Consider the following 20,550-nt stretch of genomic DNA (forward strand, 5'->3'; position numbering starts at 1 on the left):
GGGCCCGCGCTTCGCCAAGCCGGTGCCGCGATGCCGGATACCCGCAAGACCCCCCGCGTGATCGTCACGCGCGAACTCGCCGACACGGTCATGGACCGGCTGGAGGCCCTGTTCGACACCGTCAACAACCGCGGCGATGTGGCGATGACCCGCGACCAGCTCGCCGCGGCGATGGCGGAATGCGACGTGCTGGTCCCCGCCGTCACCGACGAGATCGACGCGGAGCTCATCGCTGGCGCCGGCGCGCGGTTGCGGCTGATCGCCAATTACGGCGCCGGCGTGAACCATATCGCGCTGAAGGCAGCGCGCGCGCGCGGCATCGTCGTCACCAACACGCCCGGCGTGCTGACCGAAGACACCGCCGACATGGCGATGGCGCTGATCGTCTCGGTCCCGCGCCGGCTGGCGGAGGGCGAGAAGCTGGTCCGCTCGGGCGAATGGCACGGCTGGAGCCCCGGCGGCATGCTCGGCCGACGCATCGGCGGCAAGGCGCTGGGCATCGTCGGCATGGGCCGCATCGGCCAGGCGGTCGCGCGCCGCGCCCGCGCCTTCGGCCTGTCGATCCATTACCACAATCGCCGCCGCCTGCCCGCGGTGGTCGAGGCGGAACTCGGCGCGACCTTCCACGCCGATCTCGACGAACTGCTTAGCGCTGCCGACATCGTCACCATCCATACGCCGTTGAACGCGGAAAGCCGCGACCTGATCGACGCGCGCCGCATCGGGCTGATGCGGCCCCACGTTTATCTCATCAACACCTCGCGCGGCGGCATCGTCGACGAGGGCGCGCTGGTCGACGCGCTGGAGGCGGGCCGCATCGCCGGCGCCGGCCTCGACGTCTGGGAACACGAACCGCGCATCGATCCGCGCCTGCTGGCGCTGCCCAATGTGGTGATGACCCCGCACATGGGCTCGGCGACGCTCGAAGGGCGGCAGGCGTCGGGCGAGCGCGTCATCCAGAATATCCGCATGTGGGCCGACGGCCACCGTCCGCCCGATCAGGTGCTCGAAGGCTGGGCCTGATCCACCGGAATCGGTGACGAAACGTTACCGGCCGGAACTCTTGCTGCGCCGCGACATTATCGCCGCACCTCTACAGCACAGGACGTTTTTTCATGACGATCAAACCGTTGGCCGCCACCGCCCTGCTCTTCGCGAGCGCCGCCAGCCTGTCCGCCTGTTCGACACTGAAGGGTGCCGGCATCGGCGCGGCCGGCGGCGCAGGCGTCGCGGCGGCGACCGGCGGCAGCGTCGAAAAGGGTGCGGCGGTCGGCGGCACCGCCGGCGCCGTCGTCGGCACCGTCGTCGGCACCGTCGCCGATTGACCTCACGGGGCGGGCGTCGAGCCTCAACCCGGCGCCCGCCCCTCCAGCGCTGCCGCGCGCAGCTGGTCCTTCGGCCTTCCGAAGCGCCGCAACAGCGCGATCAACTCACCCCGCTCCGGCACGTACAGTACCGCCTCGCCGATCCGTACCGCCCGCCGCGACTGCGGCCATACCGGCGACCATGTTTCTCCCGAGGCGACCGCAAAGCCGGCCATGATCTCCACCGGCACCGGCGGCGCGCTCCACCGCGCGAACAGCGCCGACCGGAACAGCGGATCGGGCGCCATCGTCAGCGGTGCTATGTTCAGCCGCGCGAACAGCCTGCGCGCATCGTCATGCCCGACGAGCAGATCCACGTCATGGACATGCCCGGCATCGGCGCCATGCAGCGCGACGGCCGCGCTGCCGATGATCCACCACGGCTCGCGCGCCCCACGCATCGCCTCCGCTATAGCGACCAGCGATGCCTCGAGGTCCTCATCCACTGTGCCATCGGCACGACTCGTCGAGGATCGCGGGCCTTCGGAACGCGGCAACATCTCCATCATCCCTCTTTTCCACCCCGGCGAAGGCCGGGGTCCAGTAGGGTGAAGGATCGTATCGGTTACGGCCGTCTACCCGACTGGACCCCGGCCTTCGCCGGGGTGGGATCATAGAGTTCTTGCACGAGGATCGCGAACGTCCCGGGCTGAAGACATCTTAGCGATCGCGCACGATCACCAGCACGGCCTCAATCCCCCGTCAGAATCCGATCGACCAGCTGCTTGACGCTCGGCACGAAACCATTGGAATAAAACGGATCGCGCTTGAAGTTATACGCCGCATGCCCGGCGAACATCAGGTTCTGGTCGACGTCGCCGCCATGCGCGATGTCCTGCAGCGTCTTCTGGATGCAGAAGCTGCGCGGATCGGCCAGCCGTCCGGTCGAATTGGTCTCGGTATCCGCCCAGCTCGAGAACGAGCATTGCGACAGGCAGCCCATGCAGTCCGCCTGATCCTTGCGGATGATGCCCTTTTCGGTCGGCGTCACGAACACCAGCGTATTGTCGGGCGTCTTCAGCGCATCGGTATAGCCCGCGCCGAACCATTCGCGCGCGCGCAGCAGGTCGTTGCGCGTCACCCAGAAATTCTTGCCCTTCACCCCAACGTCGAGCTGGAAGACGTGATCGCCCGCCTCCTGCGTCGAGAAAGCGATCTGGCGATCCGATCGCGCCTCCAGGTTGCGCAGGAACGGATTGCGCACCGCCGACGAATAGAAACCGGTCGGCGAAAAGCGGTGCAGCAGCACCTCGCCTTCCTCGATGTGGGTCAGCCGGTCCTTCCAGTCCTGCGGGATCGGGCTTTCCTGCGTCAGCAGCGGCCGCGTGCCGTACTGGAAGGCGATCGTGCCCAGTTCGGGATTGTCGATCCAGTCGTTCCAGTCGCGCAGATACCAGACGCCGCCCGCCATCACGATCGGCGTGCTGTCGGGGATGCCGCCCTCGCGCATCACCGCGCGCAGCTCGGCGACGCGCGGGAACGGGTCCTGCGGCTTCAGCGGGTCCTCGGCATTGGACAGGCCGTTGTGTCCGCCGGCGAGCCACGGGTCCTCGTAGACCACCGCCGCCAGCCACTCCGCCGCCTTCGAATAGGCGCGCTTCCACAGCGCGCGGAACGCCCGTCCCGATGACACGATCGGCAGGTACGACACGCCGTACGACGCGGTGATCTCGGACAATTTGTACGGCATGCCCGCGCCGCAGGTGACGCCGGCGACCATGCCGCGGGTGCGTTCGAGCACGCCGTGCAGGATGCGCTGGGCGCCGCCCATTTCCCACAACACGTTGATGTTGATCGCGCCCTTGCCGCCGGCGATCTCGAAGGCGCGTTTCACCTGCTGGACGGCGCCCTCGATCGCGTATTCGACCAGCTCCTCGTGGCGTTCGCGGCGGGTCAGCGCGCGATAGATCTGCGGAATGATCTTGCCGTCGGGGTCGTAGCTGTCGGCGTTGACCGCCGACACGGTGCCGATCCCGCCCGCGGCGGCCCAGGCGCCGGCGGAGGCGTGGTTGGTCGCGGCGACGCCCTTGCCCCCTTCGACCAGTGGCCAGACCTCGCGGCCATTATAGACGATCGGCTTCAGGCCCTTGAACACGGAAAACGACACCTCATCCCGGGGGGTAAATACGGTTCGCTATACAAGAAGGACGCAGCGATGCGAAGAAATTGCGCGCGCCCCCGCTGCATCCGTCGCCGTGGCGCATACTTAGGCGTCGGTTAACCCGATCGGGCGCACAGCCGCCCCAAGCCAAATCGTCCGAGGGAAAGAACTGACCATGGGGGTCCTCAACCACCTGATCGCACCCCGGCGCGCTCCGCGCGTCCGGAAAGGCACCGCCGTGCGCGGGTCGCTCGGCCTGCTGCTGACGGCGCAGGTCGAACGGCTGGGGCTCACACCCGGCGCATTGCCGGCGGACGGGCCGACCGGATCAGCCTGGTCGCGCGCCTATGTGCTCGGCGCCGCCTGCGCGTCGCTACAGCAGCAGGCGGCAGCGCCCGTCAGCGACACCGAATGTTTCGAGATCGCGATCGCCGCCTTCGCCCTGACCTATGGCGAGACCGACGCCCGCGCGATCCTGTCCGCGACGATCGCCGCCGCCGAAGCCCACGAACCCGAGGTCGAGGACGGCCTGTTGCAGGGCGCCAGCGACCTCGCGCTGGTCGCGAGCGGGGAGGACGCAGCGGGGCTGCATTTCGCAACGCGGAATGTGGAAGAGCTGGCAGGCTAAGGCAGGTCCACCCTGCTTCGGGCAACCGGCAACCAAACATCCTTCGTCACCCCGGACTTGTTCCGGGGTCCACCGGGCCGCAGGCGTAGGACGAGAGGATCGAGCTTCGCGCCTGCCGCGCCATGGACCCCGGAACAAGTCCGGGGTGACGGCGGGATCGGGGAAACCCCACGCCAGCCAATCACCCCCGACGCTTCGGCAACCCCTACCCCAACACCCCCGGCCGCCGCATCGCCTCCGCATACAGCGCCCGATAACGCCCGATCATCACCGCCTCGTCGAACTCGGCCCGCGCCTTCGCCCGGTTCGCCGCACCGACCCGCGCGCGCAGATCGCCATCCGACACCAGAGCCTGCAACGCATCGCGCAGCAGCACCTCGTCACCGCCGGTGACGAACGGTGCATTCTCGGCCGCCACCATCCGCGCGACGTCGCCGACCGGCGTGCTGACGATCGGCAGCCCCGCCGCCATCCCCTCGACGACGCTGATCGGGAACTGCTCGCTCTTCGACGACAGCGCCATGATGTCGAACGCGCCGACGAAGCGATGCGGCCGGTCGAGGAACCCCGCCAGCACCACGCGGTCGGCGATCCCCATGTTGCGCGCCGCGGCCAGGATCGCCTCGCGCTCCGGCCCCTCGCCGACGATCACCAGTCGGAACCGTCCGGCGATCCCGCCGCACGCCCGCACCAGCAGCGGCAGGTCCTTGACCTCGCGCAGGCCCGCGAGCGCACCGATCACCACCTCCTTCGCATCGCGCACGAAGCCGGGGATCGCCCGCGGATCGGGCTTCTGCGCATAAGCCGCGGTATCGATGCCGTTGGCGATCCGATGCACCCGCGCCCGCGGCTGCTTCCACGTCTTGAGCGCGATCGCCTCGAGCACCTCCGAGGGCACCACCAGCGCCTGCGCCGCGCCCAGCGCGATGCGGCGATAGACGTTGCGTTCGATCTTGAGACCCTTCGCCTCGTCGGCGTTAAAGCCGTCCTCGTGATGCACCAGCGGCGGCGCGCCCTTCGGGAACACCCGCCGCGCCATCACCCCGTCGATCGCGCCCCAATTGTAGGTCAGCACCAGATCGAACCGCCGCATATACTTGGCGAGCGCCTCGTACCGCGCCACCGACGGCCGCCCGGTCAGCGACGGCGGATCCTGCGCGATCTCGTAACGGATCCCCTTCGCGATCGACGCCCGCGCGCCGAGCTGATCGGGCACGCCGCTGACGATCGTATGCCGCGCGGCGTCGCCGAACGCGTTCATCAACCGCACCGCCCGCGCCTCCTTGCCCCCCAGGCTGAAGCTCGAATGGAGGTGGAGGATGTGGATCGGCTGCGGCATGACGCCGGTCTAGCGCCGCCGGGTTACGCAAGGAAGAACGCTTCGGCGGAGAGGGGCCCGACCCCCACCTTCTTCCCTTCGTCACCCCGGACTTGTTCCGGGGTCCACCGGGCCGCAAGCGCAACGGCAAGAGGCGCACACCGTATGCCTCGCCGCAAAGTGGACCCCGGAACAAGTCCGGGGTGACGCAGTCCTCAGACCCTCACCGCCACCGCAACACCCGCCGCTCCACCAAAGACCGCCACGCCCATTCCACCGGCGCCACCCGATACCGCCGCACCCACAGGTTCGCCCCCCACAGCAGCAGCGCATTCACCGCGCAGGCCAGCGCCATCATCGCCGCCCACCCCATCCGCCCGTACAGCCCCAGCCCGAACGGCGAGAACACCAGCCACGACACGATCACCGTCTGCGCGACGTACAGCGTCAACGCCGTCCGCCCCGCCGCCACGAACGGCCGCAACGCCCGCATGCCCGGCGCGGTCGATGCGAGCAGCATCACCGCCGCCAGATGCCCGCACGTCATCGCCAGTCGCGCGCCATCCTCCCACACCCACGCAATGCCGATGGCCCCGTCGAACCGCGTCACCTCCCACGCGCCATACAGCCGCAACGGCACCCCCAGCCCGTAACCGCCCGCCAGCAACCACCCATACCGCCGCCGCGACCAGGCCCCCTGCAACGTCCCCCAGCGAAACAGCGCCGCACCGACCAGCATCGTCGCCGCCGCCTCCCACACGAACGTCGCCTCGTCGTTACCGAGCCGGTCGAGGCTCACGCCCCATTGCCCGCGCACCCATTCAGCCCGCGTGCCGTGACCGAAGCGATCCTCCGCCACCACCGCCGCCGCATCCGCCGCCGCGAACCGCGCCTGCACCGCTTGCACTTCGGCGGCAGGCAACGCCGCCTGATGCGCGATCGTGCTCACCCCCACCGCCAGCGTGAACGCCGCATAGGACAGCCCCAGCACCAGCAGCGCCCGCGTCGAGAGCCCACGCGCGCAACAGGCGAGCAACGCCGCCACCGCATAGGTGTGCAGGATATCCCCCGGCCACAGCAGCAGCACCATATGCGCCATTCCGAACGCCCACAGCACCGCGTTGCGCCAGCCATAGCGCAGCGCCACCGCGAACGGGCTGTCGGACGATGCCGCGATCCGGTCGGTCAGGATCAGCATCCCCGCGCCGAACAGCATCTCGAGCAGCGCCCGCGCCGTCCCCTCGACCAGCAATGTACGCAGCCACCACGCCACCCGATCCGCCCCGCTCCACCCGATATGGCGGATGTCGGACCAGTTGGCGGTCATCGACCCGCCCATCTCGCTGACATTCATGAACAATATCGCGAGGATCGCGATCCCGCGCAGCACGTCGAGCGTCGCGATCCGCGGCGCGCCATCCGGCTCGTCGGCCGGGATCACGCCTTCGCCTGATCCAGCAACCGGTCGATCGGATCGTGCAGCGCGGCCTCCGCCAGCGTCGGCGCATGGCCGACGCCGGGCAGCGTCACCAGCTCGGCGCGATCCAGCGCCGCCCGCATCCGCTCCGCCACCGGCTGGGCGAGCACGTCCGACCGCCCGCCGCGCACGATCAGCACCGGCACGTCGCGCAGGGCGGACAGCGCCGCCCACATATCCGCCCCCGTCTCGTTCCCCGGGGTACGGAACGGCTCGGCGATCTTAAGGTCGTAATCGAGCACGATCCGCCCGCTGCTGTTGAGGCGATAGACGCGCTTCGCCATCGCCAGCCATTCCTCAATTCCCCAGTCGGGATAGACGTCGGCATTGCCCTCCTGCAGCGTCCGCGCCGCATGCATCCACGTCGGGCAGCTGCTCCCTTTGCCCACATAACCCCTGATCCGGGTAACGCCCGCCGGGTCGATCTCCGGCCCGACGTCGTTGAGCAGCGCCGCGGCGATCCCCGCCCCCGCCTGCGCCAGCAGCATCGTCACGATCCCGCCCAGCGACGTGCCGATCGCGACGAACCGGGCTATGTTGCGCTCGGCGAGCAGCGCCTGCACGTCGGCGACATAGGTCGCCGGCACATAGGTCATCGGATCCTTGGCATAATCGCTGCGTCCGCGCCCGCGGAACTCGACCGCGATCACCTGCCGCCGCCCCGCCAGCCGCGCCGCCAGCGCATCGTAATCGCGCGCGTTGCGGGTGAGGCCCGGAAAGCACAGCACCGGCGGCAGGCCCGTATCGCCGGCATACAGCCGGTAATGCAGCTTCAGCCCGTCGGCCGACATCCAGTAGCAGTCTTCATGCGCAGCCATGGCTTTGGTCCTTGCGGGGGTTGCGGCCCGGGGGCGGCGCCCTCCATATCCACACATGCCCACCCACCCGCAAGCGTACCGCCCCGAAGCCGCCCTCACCGCGCTCGGCCCGACCTTCTGGGATCCGGTCGCCGCCGCCGATTTCCCCGCGACGCAGCTGCGCTTCCGCAACGACCGCGCCGCCGCCGAGGTCGGCCTCGACACGCTCACCGATGCCGAATGGACGGAAGGCTTCGGCCGCTTCGTCCCCCTGCCCGGCACGCTCCCGCAACCGCTGGCGCTGCGCTACCACGGCCACCAGTTCCGCACATACAACCCGGAGATCGGCGACGGCCGCGGCTTCACCTTCGCGCAACTCCGCGACGCGCAAGGCCGGCTGATGGACCTCGGCACCAAGGGCTCAGGGCAAACCCCGCACAGCCGCTTCGGCGACGGCCGCCTCACCCTCAAGGGCGGCGTCCGTGAAATCCTCGCCACCGAGATGCTCGAGGCGCTGAACGTCCCCACCAGCCGCACGCTGTCATTGATCGAGACCGGCGAGGAGCTGACCCGCGGCGACGAACCCAGCCCGACGCGCTCGGCCGTCCTCGTCCGCCTCAGCCACGGCCATATCCGCATCGGCACCTTCCAGCGCCTCGCCTACCTTCAGGACGAGGATGGCATGCGCGCCCTCGTCGGCTACGTCCTGCGCAACCTCTACGGCGAGGAGTCGGACGATCCGCTGCGCCTGCTCGACCATGTCGTCACCCGCACCGCGCGCCTCGCCGCACGCTACATGGCGGCGGGGTTCGTCCACGGCGTGCTCAACAGCGACAACATCAACGTCACCGGCGAAAGCTTCGACTACGGCCCCTGGCGCTTCGCCCCAACCTGGGACCCCGCCTTCACCGCCGCCTATTTCGACCATGCCGGCCTCTACGCCTTCGGCCGCCAGCCCGAGGCGATCCACTGGGACGTCATGCAGCTCGCCGCCTCGCTCCGCCTGATCGCCGACAGCGATCCCCTGATCGCGCTGATCGAGCAATTCGGCCCGCTCTACCAGCTGGAGATCACCGCCGCACTTCTCTGGCGCCTCGGCGTCCGCCCCCGCACGCCCGAGCAAGACCGCGCGCTCGTCCAGACCATGGAACGCGCGTTGCGCACCACCGCAACGCCGATGGACCGCTTTTTCTTCGACGTCTTCGGCGGCACGCTGCCGGACGGCTATGGCGACGACTGGCAGCCGCTGCGCGATGCGCTCGCCTCCTATGCCCCGCGCAAGGATCGCAGCCACCCCTATTGGCAGGGGAGCCCATGCGCGATGCTGATCGACGAGGTCGAGGCGATCTGGTCCCCCATCGCCGAACGCGACGACTGGTCCGCGCTCCATGCCAAGGTCGCGCGCGTCCGCACCATGGGCGAAGCGCTCGCCTGACGCGTGTCTTGCCGCCTTGCCGCCATTCCCGTAACTCCGGCGCCAAGAGGGCATAAGGGCAAGCATGGCTGACGAGATCATCTCCCACGAACCCGCCACCGGTGCCGAGCTGTGGCGCGGGCCGATCGGCGATGCCGATGTCGAGGTCGCCGCCGCCCGTTCGGGCTGGGCGGCCTGGGCCGCGCTGCCGCTCACCGTCCGCGTCGAGACGATGCGCCGCTTCGGCAACGTCGTCCGCCAGCGCCACGAAGCCTTCGCCGACACGATCGCCCGCGAAACCGGCAAGCCCCTGTGGGAAGCCCGCACCGAAGTCGACACGGTGATCGCCAAGGTCGACATCTCGGTCACCGCCTATGCCGAACGCACCGCGCAGCGCCGGCTCGACGCACCGATGGGCAGCCGCATGGCGCTGCGTCACAAGCCGCATGGCGTGCTCGCGGTGCTCGGCCCCTACAATTTCCCCGCGCACCTGCCCAACGGCCACATCGTCCCCGCGCTGCTCGCCGGCAACGCCGTCGTCTTCAAGCCGTCGGAAAAGACCCCCGGCACCGGCGCCTTCCTGATCGACTGCTATCGCGCCGCCGGCGTGCCCGAAGCGTGCATCCGCCTGCTGATCGGCGGCCCGGCCGAGGGCAAGGCGCTCGCCGAGCATTCCGACATCGACGGCCTGCTGTTCACCGGCTCGGCGCGCACCGGTCTCGCGCTCAACCGCGCCTTCGCGGGCAAGCCCGAAAAGATCCTCGCGCTCGAGATGGGCGGCAACAATCCGATCCTGGTCTGGGATACGCCCGACCTGCATTCGGCGGCGGTGCTGGTCATCCAGTCCGCCTTCACCACCGCCGGCCAGCGCTGCACCGCCGCGCGCCGGCTGATCGTCGAGGACCGGCTGTACGAACCGCTGATCGACACGATCAACACGATGGTCGGCCGGCTGATCGTCGGCGCGCCGCACGACGATCCGCAGCCGTTCATGGGGCCGGTGATCGACAACCACACCGCCGACATGCTGACCGAAAGCTTCCTCGCGCTGCTGATGCGCGGCGGCCGCCCGATCCGCCACCTCGAACGGCTGCAGGACGACAGGCCCTTCCTCGTCCCCGCGCTCATCGACATGACCAACGCCACCGAGCGCGTCGATATCGAGCTGTTCGGCCCGATCCTCCAGGTCTTCCGCGCGACCGATTTCGACGAGGCGATCGGCATCGCCAACGACACCCGCTACGGCCTGTCCGCCAGCCTCGTCAGCCAGACGCCCTCGCTCTACGACCGCTTCTGGGCGGGCATCCGCGCCGGCATCGTCAACTGGAACCGCCCGACCAACGGCGCGTCGTCGTCGGCCCCGTTCGGCGGCATCGGCTGGAGCGGCAACCACCGCCCCAGCGCCTATTACGCCGCCGATTACTGCGCCTATCCCGTGGTCAGCAACGAGGCGGAAAGCGCACGGGCGAACATCGGCATCGGTTTGCGGGACGCGTGACGGCATGAGCCTGCCGCCGGATTATGCACGGGTGCTCGACCATCTCGGTCGCGCGTTCACGGCGTATAAGGCAGCGACGACGAGCGATCCGGTCTTGGTAGGCGGTGCGGCGACGGCGATCGGAACCGGCGGTCTGTTCATGTCGACCGATTTTGACGTGATTGCTGCTGACGATCAGGCATTTGCCCGGGCGATGACGGATGCGGGCTTCGTTCAGGACGGCGGCATCGGACACCTCGCCAACGCCTATTACCTCGCGGACTGCGCTGATTACGTGGTCGAGCAGGTCAGTGGTGCCTTGTTCGACGGACGATCCGATCGGGAACGCCTCGTCCGCCTGACGGTGAAGAGCGGTGGCGAAATCGTCATGCCATCGATCGAGGATCTGATCGCCGACCGACTGGGTCAGCATGCGGTAGCGAGCCGTTCCGACCAATCCCGTCTGCTTCAGGCCAAGGCGCTGTTCGATACTTCGGAGGCTATCGACCTCTCCTATCTGATCCGACGGATCGCGGAGGAGGGTGGCGATCCGGCCCTGCTCGGGTTATAACCACGCCATGCAGACCGTGACGCTGGAAGCCTTCTTCGCCGCTGCCGAAGAGCGTGCGCGTCGATCGGGTGTGGACGCCATCCCGACCGATGCCCTGCGCAACAAGGGGGGGAACCGCACCCCGAATAAGCGCGCCCTCCTCGCCCGCGCGGCCGCCCGCGCCGGCGATGGGCAACGGTCCATCGTCAGCTACTTCTGACATGCCGTTCCGGATGACGGGCAAGCCTATCTAACCCCCGGCAAAGCAACGCTGGCTTGTCGCATCCGCCACCGCGGCCCATCTGGCGAACATGGCCACGCTTCTCGATCCCAACGCCCGCGGGCGCGTCATCCTGGTCGGTGCGGGTCCGGGCGACCCCGGGCTGCTCACCGTCCGTGCCGTCGCGGCGCTGCGCAGCGCCGACATCGTCGTCCATGACGGCCTGATCGACCCGCGCGTGCTCGACATCGCACCGCCGGCGGCGCAGCGCATCTCGGTCGCCAAGCAACGCGCCCGCCACACGCTGCCGCAGGAGGCGATCAACGCCCTCATCGTCGCGCATGTGAAGACCGGCGCGATCGTCGTCCGGCTGAAGGGCGGCGACCCGTTCATCTTCGGCCGCGGCGGCGAAGAGGTCGAGGCGGTACGCGCCGCCGGCCTGCCGGTCGAGGTCATCCCCGGCGTCTCGGCGGCGCTCGGTTGCGCGGCGGAGGCGATGCTGCCGCTCACCCATCGCGATCATTCGAGCGCGGTCAGCTTCGTCGCCGGCCAGTGCAAGGGGCTCTCCGATCAGGACTGGTCCGGCCTCGCCGGTCAGGGCCGCACGCTCGTCATCTACATGGGCGTCGCCACCGCCAGCGACATCGCCGACAAATTGATCGCCGACGGCGTCGCCCCCGACATGCCGGTCGCCGTGCTCGAACGCGGCACGCTCGAGGGCAGCCGCGCGATCCGCACCCTGCTGGCGGACCTCGGCGCGATGGTGACGCGCGAGGCGGTGCAGAGCCCGGCGATCATCGTCGTCGGCGAGGTCGTCGAACTGTCGGACGCGCAGGACAAGCTCGCCCGCTGGGCGCGTATCGCCGAGGGAACCCACGAAAGTAATACTTTCGTGGGGCCCGCCGAGGAAACCGCGGCATGAGACTCCTCACCGGCAACGATCTCCCCACCGGCGACGTCGTCTGGTGGACCGGCACCGGCTGGTCGCGTCACGTAGAGGACGCGATCGACGTCGGTACCGAAGGCGAAGGCATCCTGCGCACCGAAGAGGGCGCCCGCCGTGTCAACGTCCCCTATCTGATCGACGCCGTCGCCACCGCGGACGGCCCGCGCCCGGCGCATATCAAGGACCGCATCCGCGCGCTGGGCCCCACCGTGCGGCCCGACCTGACGCTCAAGCCGGCCGATCCCGCGGCCGGAAGCTGGGTGATATGATGCGCGCGAAGACGCGAAGCCGCGAAGAAAAGAAGGTTTTGGTTCGCGCGGAGGCGCGGAGGCGCGGAGGGGCTGCGCCTGGTACTACTGGCTCGCTCTTTCATGAGCGGCTGACGGCCGGGCCTTGGCTGGTGCAAACGCTTGCCCTCCCCCCCATCGTCATCCCGACGAAAGTCGGGACCCATGGAAACGATGCGGTCTGCGAGGCACGCGACGCCACCCCCATCCGCGCCGCTTATCACGCGACCACCCCCACCCCGTTCGTGCTGAACCTGTCAAAGCACGATGAGTCTCATGCCCTTCGACGGGCTCAGGGCGAACGGAGCGAGGAGCCCCGCCCCGAAACCGCGCCGCATCCATGGGTCCCGGCGTTCGCCGGGATGACGAAGGAAGGTGGGGCGCGCGCCGCGCGCCACCAACGCATCCCCTCCGCGCCTCCGCGCCTCCGCGCGAACAAAAACCTTAACCCCTTCGCGTCTTCGCGTCTTCGCGCGATCCCACCTTCCTTCCCCCGCCCGGAAGGATCGAAAGCCGATCATGTATAAATACGACCAATACGACCAGGCGATCGTCGATGCCCGCGTCGACGAATTCCGCGATCAGGTCGAACGCCGCCTGTCGGGCCAGCTGACCGAGGACCAGTTCAAGCCGCTCCGGCTGATGAACGGCCTCTATCTCCAGCTGCACGCCTATATGCTGCGCGTCGCCATCCCCTACGGCACGCTCGACGCGCGCCAGATGCGCATGCTCGGCAGTATCGCCCGCGACTACGACCGCGGCTACGGCCATTTCACCACGCGCCAGAACCTTCAATTCAACTGGATCAAGCTCGCCGACACGCCCGACATCCTCGCGAAGCTGGCGACGGTCGAGATGCATGCGATCCAGACCAGCGGCAATTGCATCCGCAACATCAGCGCCGACCAATATGCCGGCGCCGCCGCGGACGAGGTCGCCGACCCGCGCCCCTGGGCCGAGCTGATCCGCCAGTGGAGCACCTTCCACCCCGAATTCAGCTATCTGCCGCGCAAGTTCAAGATCGCGGTGATCGCCGCGGCCGAGGATCGCGCCGCGATGCGCCTCCACGATATCGGCATCCAGCTGCTCGAACGCGACGGCGAACTCGGCGGTGCGATCTACGTCGGCGGCGGCATGGGCCGCACGCCGATGGTCAGCCATTTGATCCGCGATTTCGTCACCGCAAACGACCTGATGAGCTATCTCGAGGCGTGCCTGCGGGTCTACAACCGCTACGGCCGCCGCGACAATATCTACAAGGCACGGATCAAGATCCTGCTCCACGAGATCGGCCCCGACAAATACCGCCGTCAGGTCGAGGAGGAGTTCGTCGCGGTCAAGCAATTGGGCCTCGACCCGCCGCGCGCCGAACTCGACCGCATCACCGCGATGTTCGCCCCCCCCGCCTTCGAAACGGACGCGCCGGCGGACATCGACCGCAGCGACCCCGATTTCGCCGTCTGGCTCGACCAGAACGTGGTCGCGCACAAACAGCCCGGCTATGCGATCGTCAACATCAGCCTGAAGCCCGCCGGCGGCATCCCCGGCGACGCCACCGCCGACCAGATCGACCTCATGGCCGACCTCGGAGAACGTTTTTCTTTCAATGAGCTACGCGTCACACACGCGCAGAACATCGTCCTCCCCCATGTCGCCATGCGCGACCTTCGGAAAGTTTGGACCGCGCTGTCGGAGGCGGGACTCGCCGAACCCAACCTCGACCTCATCACCGACATCATCGCCTGCCCCGGCCTCGATTATTGCAGCCTCGCCAACGCGCGCTCGATTCCCCTGGCGCAGAAGATCGCCGGACGCTTCGCCGACCGCGAGCGCCAGCGCGATCTCGGGGAATTGAAGCTCAAGATCTCGGGCTGCATCAACGCCTGCGGCCACCATCACGCCGGCCACATCGGCATCCTCGGCGTCGACAAGAAAGGCGTGGAGAACTTCCAGCTCTCCCTCGGCGGCTCGGGCGCGGAGGACGTCAGCCTCGCCAAGATCACCGGCCCCGGCTTCTCCGAGGACGGCGTCGTCGATGCGATCGAGCGCGTCACCGATACCTATGTGGACTTGCGCGAACCTGGCGAACGCTTCCTCGACACCTATCGCCGCGTCGGCTTCGAACCGTTCAAGGCCGCGATCTATGGTTGAGTCCGCCCTGCTCCGCTTCCGCGACGACGAGCCGCACGACGAACCGGCGGTGACGCTCGACGCCTTCCTCGGCCAGAGCAACGCCACCGCCGTCCGCCTCGAAGCCGGCGAGGACGCGCGCGCCCTCCTGCCGCAGCTCGGCCAGCTCGCGCTGGTCGAGGTCAGCTTCCCGACCTTCCGCGACGGTCGCGGCTACAGCGCCGCCCGCGTGCTGCGCGAGGCGGGCTATACCGGCGAGCTGCGCGCCGCGGGCGACGTGCTCGTCGACCAGCTGCCGCTGATGCGCCGCTGCGGCTTCGACAGCTTCGCGCCCGAAGCGCCGATCGACGCCGACGTGCTGCAGCGCAGCCTCGACCGCTACGACTATCGCTACCAGCCCGCCGCCGACGCGGTGGTGCCGGTGTGGAAGCTGCGGCATGGGTGAGCCCGCCCGCGCGCTCGACGTGATGGACGTCGCCCCGCCCTTCACCACGCATGACGCCGCCGCGATGCAGATCCGCTTCGCCGGCGTCGCCGCACCAGACATGCTGCGCGAACTGCTGACCGGCGAACTCGCCGGCCGCATCGCCTCGGTCTCGTCCTACGGCGCGGAGTCGGCGGTGCTGCTCCATATGGTCGCGAGCATCGACAAGGACGTGCCGGTGATCTTCACCAACACGCAGAAGATGTTCGGCGAAACCCTCGCCTATCGCGACGAACTGTCCGAACGGCTCGGCCTCACCGACCTGCGCGTCTTCCGCCCCGATCCGCGCGTGCTCGGGCTGAAGGATGCGACCGGCATGCGCTGGTCCTACGATCCCGACGGCTGCTGCGAGATCCGCAAGGTCGAGCCGCTGCGCCGCGCGCTCGCCCCCTTTGACGCCTGGATTTCGGGCCGCAAGGGCTTCCAGGCCGGCACCCGTACTGCGCTCCCCCGCTTCGAAGAGGACGAGGGCCGGCTCAAGATCAACCCGCTCGCCGACTGGTCGAAGGACCAGCTCGACGCCTATTTCGCGGAGCACGACCTGCCCCGCCACCCGCTCGAGGCGCAAGGCTATCTGTCGATCGGCTGCGCGCCCTGCACCAGCAAGGTCAAGCCGGGCGAGGACCCACGTGCGGGCCGCTGGCGCGGCTGGGACAAGGTCGAATGCGGCATCCACGTTTCGGCCCTGCCCGGCGACGATCCGGTGTTCTGACGCAGATTCGATCACCCTCACCCTTCCGGCGCTTCGCGCCTCCCTCCCTCTCCCATTGGGAGAGGGAAGGAGCCCGCCCGGCGCAGCCGGGTGGGAAGGGTGAGGGTGACGATATGGCGGTCACAAACCCGTCATCATCCGGGCGCATCTCGGGCATCATGGCCACCGACCCGAACCCGACGCCCTCCCTCACCCGCCGTGCCATGCTCGGCGGATCGGCCGCGATCCTGTCGATCGGCGCGCGGGGAGCCGAACGCCTGCCCGCCGGCCTGTTCTCGCTCAGCGTCGCCTCGGGCGATCCGCTGCCCGATTCGGTGATCCTGTGGACCCGCCTCGCCCCGCAGCCGCTCGACGCCACGGGCGGCATGCCGCCGGTCGCCGTGCCCGTCCGCTGGCAGGTCGCCGAGGACGCACGCTTCACCCGCATCGTCCGCGAAGGCACCGTGCAGGCCGAACCGCGCTGGGGCCATAGCGTCCACGTCGACTTCCGCGGCCTGAAGCCGGCGCGCCGCTACCATTACCGCTTCCTCGCCGGCGGCGAGACCAGCCCCACCGGCCGCACCCGCACCACCCCCGCCGCCGGCGCGCCGGTCGATCGCCTGCGCCTGTGCTACGGATCATGCCAGAAATACGAAGCGGGCCATTACGCCGCCTATCGCCACATGGTCGCCGAGGACCCCGACCTGATCCTGTTCCTGGGCGATTACATCTACGAAGGCGCGCCGAGTGCAAAGGACGCCGTCCGCCTCCACCAGAACCCCGAGCCCAGGGACCTCGCCGGTTATCGCATCCGCTACGCGACCTACAAGTGCGATCCCCTGCTCCAGGCGGCGCATCATGCCGCGCCCTGGGTGCTGACCTGGGACGATCACGAGGTCGCCAATGATTACGCAGGCGCGCTCGACCAGAACAACACCGACCCCGCAGCCTTTCTGCTCCGCCGCGCCGCCGCCTATCAGGCATGGTACGAACATCAGCCGACCCGCGCCGCGCCGCCACTGGGGGCGGACATGCGCATCTATCACACGCTCGACTGGGGGCGGCTGGCGCAGTTCCAGATCGTCGACGACCGTCAGTATCGCGGTCCCCGCGCCTGCCAGCCGCCGGGCCTGGTCGAGGCGCACCAGCGCTACCGCAACCTTATCGGGCCGTGCGCCGATCTCGACGCGCAGAACCGTACGATGCTCGGCGATGCGCAGGAACGCTGGCTGATGCAGGCGCTTGGCCAGACCCGCGCTCAGTGGAATGTGCTCGCCCAGCAGACGCTGATGCATCAGCAGGGCCGCATCGACGCCGAGCATCCCGAACGCGGCGTGCAATATTCGGCGGACAATTGGTCGGGCTATCCCGCGGCCCGGGATCGCGTCTTCCGCCGCTGGGTCGAGGCGAAGACGCCGAACCCGATCGCGCTCGGCGGCGATATCCACGCCTTCGCCGCTGCCGACGTCCACGATCCGGGCCGCCCCGGCGGCCCGCCGATCGCCGCCGAGTTCGTCGGCGGATCGATCACCTCGCTGTTCCACGACGCCAGCTTCAAGGCGCAGGCCGCCGCCAACGGCCTCGTCTACGCCGAGAACGAGGTGCGCGGCTACGGCCGCGTCGATCTGACGCCGGCGGGCGGCACCGTCACCTTCCGCAGCCTTGCCGACGCGCGCGATCCGGCGTCTCGCGCGCGCGACCTCGTCAGGTTCGCGCTCGACCCGCATCAACCGGGCATCCGTCAGCAATCTGCATGATGGCTGGATTGTAACTGGCGTGTAACGAACCGTGTCTAGCGCCGCCCTCACAAGGAGCCGGCGCGCGTGAGGACCGCGCCCCGCCGGCGATATTGGGGGCAAATCGATGAAGTGCATCAAGCGGGCGCAGGTCCGGCCTCTGGTCGCGGCCGCGTTGTTGACGACGACCAGCGTCATCGGCGCACCGGCGTTCGCGCAGACCGCCGCGCCGGAAAACCCCGGCACCGCCGCCGACGACACGGACGGCAAGGCCGGGATCACCGTCGTCGCGCGCAAGACCGCCGAGAATGCGCAGACGGTGCCGATCCCGATCACCGTCATCGGCGCGGCGACGCTGACCCGGCAGAACCTGACCAACTTCACCAATTTCCAGACCAAGCTGCCGGCGTTCTCGGTCTATTTGACCAACCCCAAACAGCTCAATCTCGGAATCCGCGGCATCGGCAACAACGGCTTTAATACGGATGGCATCGACGGTTCGGTCGGCGTGTTCGTCGATGGCGTCTACACCGGGCGTCAGGGGATGGTGTCCAATGATTTCAACGATCTCGCCGATATCGAAGTGCTGCGCGGGCCGCAGGGAACGCTGTTCGGCAAGAACACCACCGCCGGCGCGGTGTTCATCAACACGCTCAAGCCCAGCTTCACCCCCGGCGCCACCGCCGAGGCGAGCACCGGCAATTTCGGCTTCGCCGAGATCAAGGGCAGCGTCACCGGCCCGCTGATCGCCGACAAGCTCGCGCTGCGCCTGTCGGCTTTCTATTCGAACCGCGACGGCACCTATCCCAACCTCTACGACAACCGCGACCAGAACGCGCGTCAGGGATCGGGCGTGCGCGGGCAGTTGCTGGCGACGCCGACCGACAATCTCGCGATCCGCCTGATCGGCACGCACGCACGCCAGTTCTTCCCGACCATCTCGCCGGTCATCCTGTCGGTCTATAATCCGGCAGCGCTGCAGGCGCGGATGGCGGCGGCGGGCTATACGCTGCTGACCAGCAACGCGCGCGACCGCTTCGTCAACATCGACGGGCGGCTCGATGCGCGCACCAGTCTCGACAGCGGCAGCGGCCAGATCGACTGGAGCGTCGCCGGCCTCGGCACCTTCACCTCGATCACCGGCTACCAGCGCTGGAGCTGCTTCACCAACAACGACAACGACTTCACCCAGCTCGACGCGATCACCAATTACGGCTCGTGCAACGTCGAACGGCAATTCTCGCAGGAATTGCGCTGGGAAACCCCGCGCGGCCAGCCGATCGAGGCGACCGGCGGCGCCTTCCTCAGCCGCCAGCGGTTGCAGGTCGATTCGCGCATCCGCTTCGGCACGCAATACAATATCTGGGCGGCCAATCCGTCGGCCACCGCCTTCCCGACCGTGGCGGGCGGACCTGGGCGCAGGGTGCCTATACGGCGCGCGTCGCCGGCTTCGGCCTGACCAGCCAGGCGGTGTTCCACACCGACACCGACGCGCTGTTCGGCAATCTGACGTGGCATCCCGACGAAGCCCGCCGCCTCGCGATCGACATCGGCCTGCGCCAGACGTGGGAGCGCCGGTCGCAGGTCTACAACGGCGTCGTCGCCTCCAACCCCGGCAACCTCACCACCGCGCAGATCCGCGCGCTGTCGCCCGCCGGCGCCAACGCCCAGCTCGGCCAGGTCGACACCGCGCTGCGCGACAGCGCGCTATCGGGCGAGGCCGGCGTCAGCTACAAGGCGACGCCCGACGTCTTCCTGTACGGCAAGTACGCGCGCGGCAACAAATCGGCGGGGTTCAACCTGCTGCCCTACAATGCCACCAACCCCGACAACGGCGTCGCCTCGGCGATCGCATTGGGCGCTGCGCAGACGGTGAAGGGCGAGACGGCGGACAATTTCGAGGCAGGCATGAAGTCGACCTTCCTCGACCACCGCGTCCTGCTCAACATCACCGCCTTCCATACCAAGGTGCGCAACTATCAGGCGAACCAGGCGGTTGGCGTCGGCAATACCGCGCTGCGCTTCCTCGCCAACGTCGGCTCGCTGACCTCGCGCGGGGTCGAGGCGGAGATGGAGACGTGGCTGCTGCCGGGCCTCCACACCAAGGGCTTCATCGCGTTCAACAAGGCGACCTATTCGTCCTTCCCCAGCTCGGTCTGCCCGGGGCAGTTCACCGCGCTGACCTGCGATCTCACCGGCCGTCAGGTCGCCTGGGCGCCGAAGGTCACCAGCGATTTCACCGTCGATTACACGCAGCGCCTCGATGCCACGGCGAAGGCCTATGGGCTGTTCGACGTCAACTGGCGCTCGAAGCAGAACACGACGATCACGCTCGATCCGTCGGCCGAGATTCAGGCTTATGCACTTGCCAGTGCGCGGGTCGGCCTGTTGCTCGACAACGACCGGCTCGACATGCAGCTGTGGGTCGAGAACCTGTTCGACAAGGCCTATTACATCAACCTGCTCGGCTACACGAAATCGACCGGGCTGATCCAGGGCTACCCCGGCAACCCGCGCACCTATGGCGGCACCGTGCGGGTGCGCTTCTAAAGCGTGATGATGTCAGGCTGATCCAGCTTTCCGCCGCTCGCCCTGAGCCTGTCGGAGCCTGTCCTGAGCGACGCCGCAGGCGGCGTCGAAGGGGGCCTGATTCTCACCCATGGCAGGCTCGGGGCAAAGGGTGGATCAGCTCGGATGGGCCGCGCTGTCCAAGGCGGCGTCGCTATCGTCGGTCGGTGATATTGCAGCATCGGGAGCGACGTCGCCCTCGGACAGCTTCATCTGTTCGTAGGCGACCTCGAGGTCCTGCACGCCCGACCCCGTCGGCTGGATCGGCAGATCGGCGAAGCTGTGCGGCTCGTCGCCCGTGTCGCGTTCGTCAGGCATGTCGTTCTCCTCGTTACAGGCCTCCAACGCATCAGGTACGATTT

21 protein-coding genes are annotated in these 20,550 nt (G+C 68.6%); 15 read left to right on the top strand and 6 right to left on the bottom strand.

Annotation, left to right across the window (positions count from 1 at the left end; translation table 11 throughout):
• The first annotated feature begins 30 nt into the window (after positions 1-30).
• Both M9979_RS06700 and M9979_RS06705 read left to right on the top strand, forming a co-directional pair.
• Positions 31-1,023 (top strand): 2-hydroxyacid dehydrogenase, encoded by a 993-nt coding sequence (locus tag M9979_RS06700; RefSeq protein WP_254288558.1) that lies wholly within the window; start codon positions 31-33, stop codon positions 1,021-1,023.
• A 92-nt stretch (positions 1,024-1,115) separates the two neighbouring features.
• The gene (locus M9979_RS06705; RefSeq protein WP_254288559.1) at positions 1,116-1,325 is read left to right on the top strand and encodes a hypothetical protein; all 210 of its coding nucleotides are present in this window, start codon (positions 1,116-1,118) and stop codon (positions 1,323-1,325) included.
• A 23-nt stretch (positions 1,326-1,348) separates the two neighbouring features.
• Here M9979_RS06705 and M9979_RS06710 read toward each other — a convergent pair whose 3' ends face one another.
• Together M9979_RS06710 and M9979_RS06715 are read right to left on the bottom strand one after the other, a co-directional pair.
• Positions 1,349-1,864: a hypothetical protein gene (locus M9979_RS06710; RefSeq protein ID WP_254288560.1), complete on the bottom strand. Its 516-nt coding sequence runs from the start codon at positions 1,862-1,864 to the stop codon at positions 1,349-1,351.
• A gap of 191 nt (positions 1,865-2,055) precedes the next feature.
• Positions 2,056-3,459 carry an NAD(P)H-dependent flavin oxidoreductase gene (locus M9979_RS06715; protein ID WP_254288561.1) on the bottom strand — a complete coding sequence of 468 codons (1,404 nt, stop codon included), beginning with the start codon at positions 3,457-3,459 and terminating at the stop codon, positions 2,056-2,058.
• Positions 3,460-3,703: 244 nt separating this feature from the next.
• Here M9979_RS06715 and M9979_RS06720 point away from each other — a divergent pair, with 244 nt between their 5' ends.
• The gene (locus M9979_RS06720) at positions 3,704-4,093 is read left to right on the top strand and encodes a hypothetical protein (protein ID WP_254288562.1); all 390 of its coding nucleotides are present in this window, start codon (positions 3,704-3,706) and stop codon (positions 4,091-4,093) included.
• A 205-nt stretch (positions 4,094-4,298) separates the two neighbouring features.
• Here the strand turns inward: M9979_RS06720 and M9979_RS06725 are convergent, their stop codons facing one another.
• The 3 genes from M9979_RS06725 to M9979_RS06735 form a co-directional block, all read right to left on the bottom strand.
• Entirely contained in the window at positions 4,299-5,432 is a 1,134-nt protein-coding gene (locus M9979_RS06725) for a glycosyltransferase family 4 protein (RefSeq protein ID WP_254288563.1), read from the bottom strand.
• A gap of 202 nt (positions 5,433-5,634) precedes the next feature.
• On the bottom strand, positions 5,635-6,852 hold the full coding sequence (locus M9979_RS06730; protein WP_254288564.1) for a DUF418 domain-containing protein: 1,218 nt from the start codon (positions 6,850-6,852) through the stop codon (positions 5,635-5,637).
• Positions 6,849-7,706 carry an alpha/beta fold hydrolase gene (locus tag M9979_RS06735; protein ID WP_254288565.1) on the bottom strand — a complete coding sequence of 286 codons (858 nt, stop codon included), beginning with the start codon at positions 7,704-7,706 and terminating at the stop codon, positions 6,849-6,851. Before M9979_RS06735 ends, M9979_RS06730 begins: the two co-directional genes overlap by 4 nt.
• Positions 7,707-7,761: 55 nt before the next feature.
• On the opposite strand from M9979_RS06735, the gene M9979_RS06740 reads away from it, so the two are divergent.
• The 12 genes from M9979_RS06740 (at position 7,762) to M9979_RS06795 (ending at position 20,170) form a co-directional block, all read left to right on the top strand.
• Complete coding sequence (locus M9979_RS06740) at positions 7,762-9,120, top strand: protein adenylyltransferase SelO family protein (RefSeq protein WP_254288566.1); 1,359 nt, start codon at positions 7,762-7,764, stop codon at positions 9,118-9,120.
• A gap of 64 nt (positions 9,121-9,184) precedes the next feature.
• Positions 9,185-10,597, top strand: a complete 1,413-nt coding sequence (gene astD / locus M9979_RS06745) for a succinylglutamate-semialdehyde dehydrogenase (RefSeq protein ID WP_254288567.1) — start codon at positions 9,185-9,187, stop codon at positions 10,595-10,597.
• A gap of 4 nt (positions 10,598-10,601) precedes the next feature.
• The gene (locus M9979_RS06750) at positions 10,602-11,147 is read left to right on the top strand and encodes a hypothetical protein (protein ID WP_254288568.1); all 546 of its coding nucleotides are present in this window, start codon (positions 10,602-10,604) and stop codon (positions 11,145-11,147) included.
• 7 nt (positions 11,148-11,154) lie between these two features.
• Positions 11,155-11,346: a hypothetical protein gene (locus M9979_RS06755; RefSeq protein ID WP_254288569.1), complete on the top strand. Its 192-nt coding sequence runs from the start codon at positions 11,155-11,157 to the stop codon at positions 11,344-11,346.
• A 91-nt stretch (positions 11,347-11,437) separates the two neighbouring features.
• Complete coding sequence (gene cobA, locus M9979_RS06760; protein ID WP_254288570.1) at positions 11,438-12,268, top strand: uroporphyrinogen-III C-methyltransferase; 831 nt, start codon at positions 11,438-11,440, stop codon at positions 12,266-12,268.
• Positions 12,265-12,561, top strand: coding sequence for a DUF2849 domain-containing protein (locus M9979_RS06765; protein ID WP_254288571.1), 297 nt, complete (start codon positions 12,265-12,267; stop codon positions 12,559-12,561). The genes cobA and M9979_RS06765 overlap by 4 nt, the downstream gene beginning before the upstream one ends.
• 537 nt (positions 12,562-13,098) lie before the next feature.
• On the top strand, positions 13,099-14,730 hold the full coding sequence (locus M9979_RS06770) for a nitrite/sulfite reductase (RefSeq protein WP_254288572.1): 1,632 nt from the start codon (positions 13,099-13,101) through the stop codon (positions 14,728-14,730).
• Positions 14,723-15,154, top strand: a complete 432-nt coding sequence (locus tag M9979_RS06775) for a DUF934 domain-containing protein (RefSeq protein ID WP_254288573.1) — start codon at positions 14,723-14,725, stop codon at positions 15,152-15,154. Before M9979_RS06770 ends, M9979_RS06775 begins: the two co-directional genes overlap by 8 nt.
• Positions 15,147-15,905, top strand: coding sequence for a phosphoadenylyl-sulfate reductase (locus M9979_RS06780; RefSeq protein ID WP_254288574.1), 759 nt, complete (start codon positions 15,147-15,149; stop codon positions 15,903-15,905). The genes M9979_RS06775 and M9979_RS06780 overlap by 8 nt, the downstream gene beginning before the upstream one ends.
• A gap of 158 nt (positions 15,906-16,063) precedes the next feature.
• On the top strand, positions 16,064-17,641 hold the full coding sequence (locus tag M9979_RS06785; RefSeq protein WP_254288575.1) for an alkaline phosphatase D family protein: 1,578 nt from the start codon (positions 16,064-16,066) through the stop codon (positions 17,639-17,641).
• Positions 17,642-17,747: 106 nt separating this feature from the next.
• Positions 17,748-19,079, top strand: a complete 1,332-nt coding sequence (locus M9979_RS06790; protein WP_254288576.1) for a TonB-dependent receptor — start codon at positions 17,748-17,750, stop codon at positions 19,077-19,079.
• Positions 19,076-20,170, top strand: a complete 1,095-nt coding sequence (locus tag M9979_RS06795; protein ID WP_277998450.1) for a TonB-dependent receptor — start codon at positions 19,076-19,078, stop codon at positions 20,168-20,170. Before M9979_RS06790 ends, M9979_RS06795 begins: the two co-directional genes overlap by 4 nt.
• A gap of 135 nt (positions 20,171-20,305) precedes the next feature.
• Here the strand turns inward: M9979_RS06795 and M9979_RS06800 are convergent, their stop codons facing one another.
• Positions 20,306-20,506 (bottom strand): hypothetical protein, encoded by a 201-nt coding sequence (locus tag M9979_RS06800; RefSeq protein WP_254288578.1) that lies wholly within the window; start codon positions 20,504-20,506, stop codon positions 20,306-20,308.
• Positions 20,507-20,550: the final 44 nt, after the last annotated feature.

Source organism: Sphingomonas liriopis, from assembly GCF_024211255.1.
Lineage (GTDB): Bacteria > Pseudomonadota > Alphaproteobacteria > Sphingomonadales > Sphingomonadaceae > Sphingomonas > Sphingomonas liriopis.

Bases quoted from the DNA above. Each gene is read 5' to 3' on its own strand.
- M9979_RS06785 (WP_254288575.1), top strand. From the start codon at position 16,064: ATGGCCACCGACCCGAACCCGACGCCCTCCCTCACCCGCCGTGCCATG.
- M9979_RS06780 (WP_254288574.1), top strand. From the start codon at position 15,147: ATGGGTGAGCCCGCCCGCGCGCTCGACGTGATGGACGTCGCCCCGCCC.
- astD (WP_254288567.1), top strand. From the start codon at position 9,185: ATGGCTGACGAGATCATCTCCCACGAACCCGCCACCGGTGCCGAGCTG.
- M9979_RS06710 (WP_254288560.1), bottom strand. From the start codon at position 1,864: ATGTTGCCGCGTTCCGAAGGCCCGCGATCCTCGACGAGTCGTGCCGAT.
- M9979_RS06755 (WP_254288569.1), top strand. From the start codon at position 11,155: ATGCAGACCGTGACGCTGGAAGCCTTCTTCGCCGCTGCCGAAGAGCGT.
- M9979_RS06765 (WP_254288571.1), top strand. From the start codon at position 12,265: ATGAGACTCCTCACCGGCAACGATCTCCCCACCGGCGACGTCGTCTGG.
- M9979_RS06740 (WP_254288566.1), top strand. From the start codon at position 7,762: ATGCCCACCCACCCGCAAGCGTACCGCCCCGAAGCCGCCCTCACCGCG.
- M9979_RS06725 (WP_254288563.1), bottom strand. From the start codon at position 5,432: ATGCCGCAGCCGATCCACATCCTCCACCTCCATTCGAGCTTCAGCCTG.
- M9979_RS06705 (WP_254288559.1), top strand. From the start codon at position 1,116: ATGACGATCAAACCGTTGGCCGCCACCGCCCTGCTCTTCGCGAGCGCC.
- M9979_RS06770 (WP_254288572.1), top strand. From the start codon at position 13,099: ATGTATAAATACGACCAATACGACCAGGCGATCGTCGATGCCCGCGTC.
- M9979_RS06750 (WP_254288568.1), top strand. From the start codon at position 10,602: ATGAGCCTGCCGCCGGATTATGCACGGGTGCTCGACCATCTCGGTCGC.
- M9979_RS06800 (WP_254288578.1), bottom strand. From the start codon at position 20,506: ATGCCTGACGAACGCGACACGGGCGACGAGCCGCACAGCTTCGCCGAT.
- cobA (WP_254288570.1), top strand. From the start codon at position 11,438: ATGGCCACGCTTCTCGATCCCAACGCCCGCGGGCGCGTCATCCTGGTC.
- M9979_RS06790 (WP_254288576.1), top strand. From the start codon at position 17,748: ATGAAGTGCATCAAGCGGGCGCAGGTCCGGCCTCTGGTCGCGGCCGCG.
- M9979_RS06775 (WP_254288573.1), top strand. From the start codon at position 14,723: ATGGTTGAGTCCGCCCTGCTCCGCTTCCGCGACGACGAGCCGCACGAC.
- M9979_RS06735 (WP_254288565.1), bottom strand. From the start codon at position 7,706: ATGGCTGCGCATGAAGACTGCTACTGGATGTCGGCCGACGGGCTGAAG.
- M9979_RS06700 (WP_254288558.1), top strand. From the start codon at position 31: ATGCCGGATACCCGCAAGACCCCCCGCGTGATCGTCACGCGCGAACTC.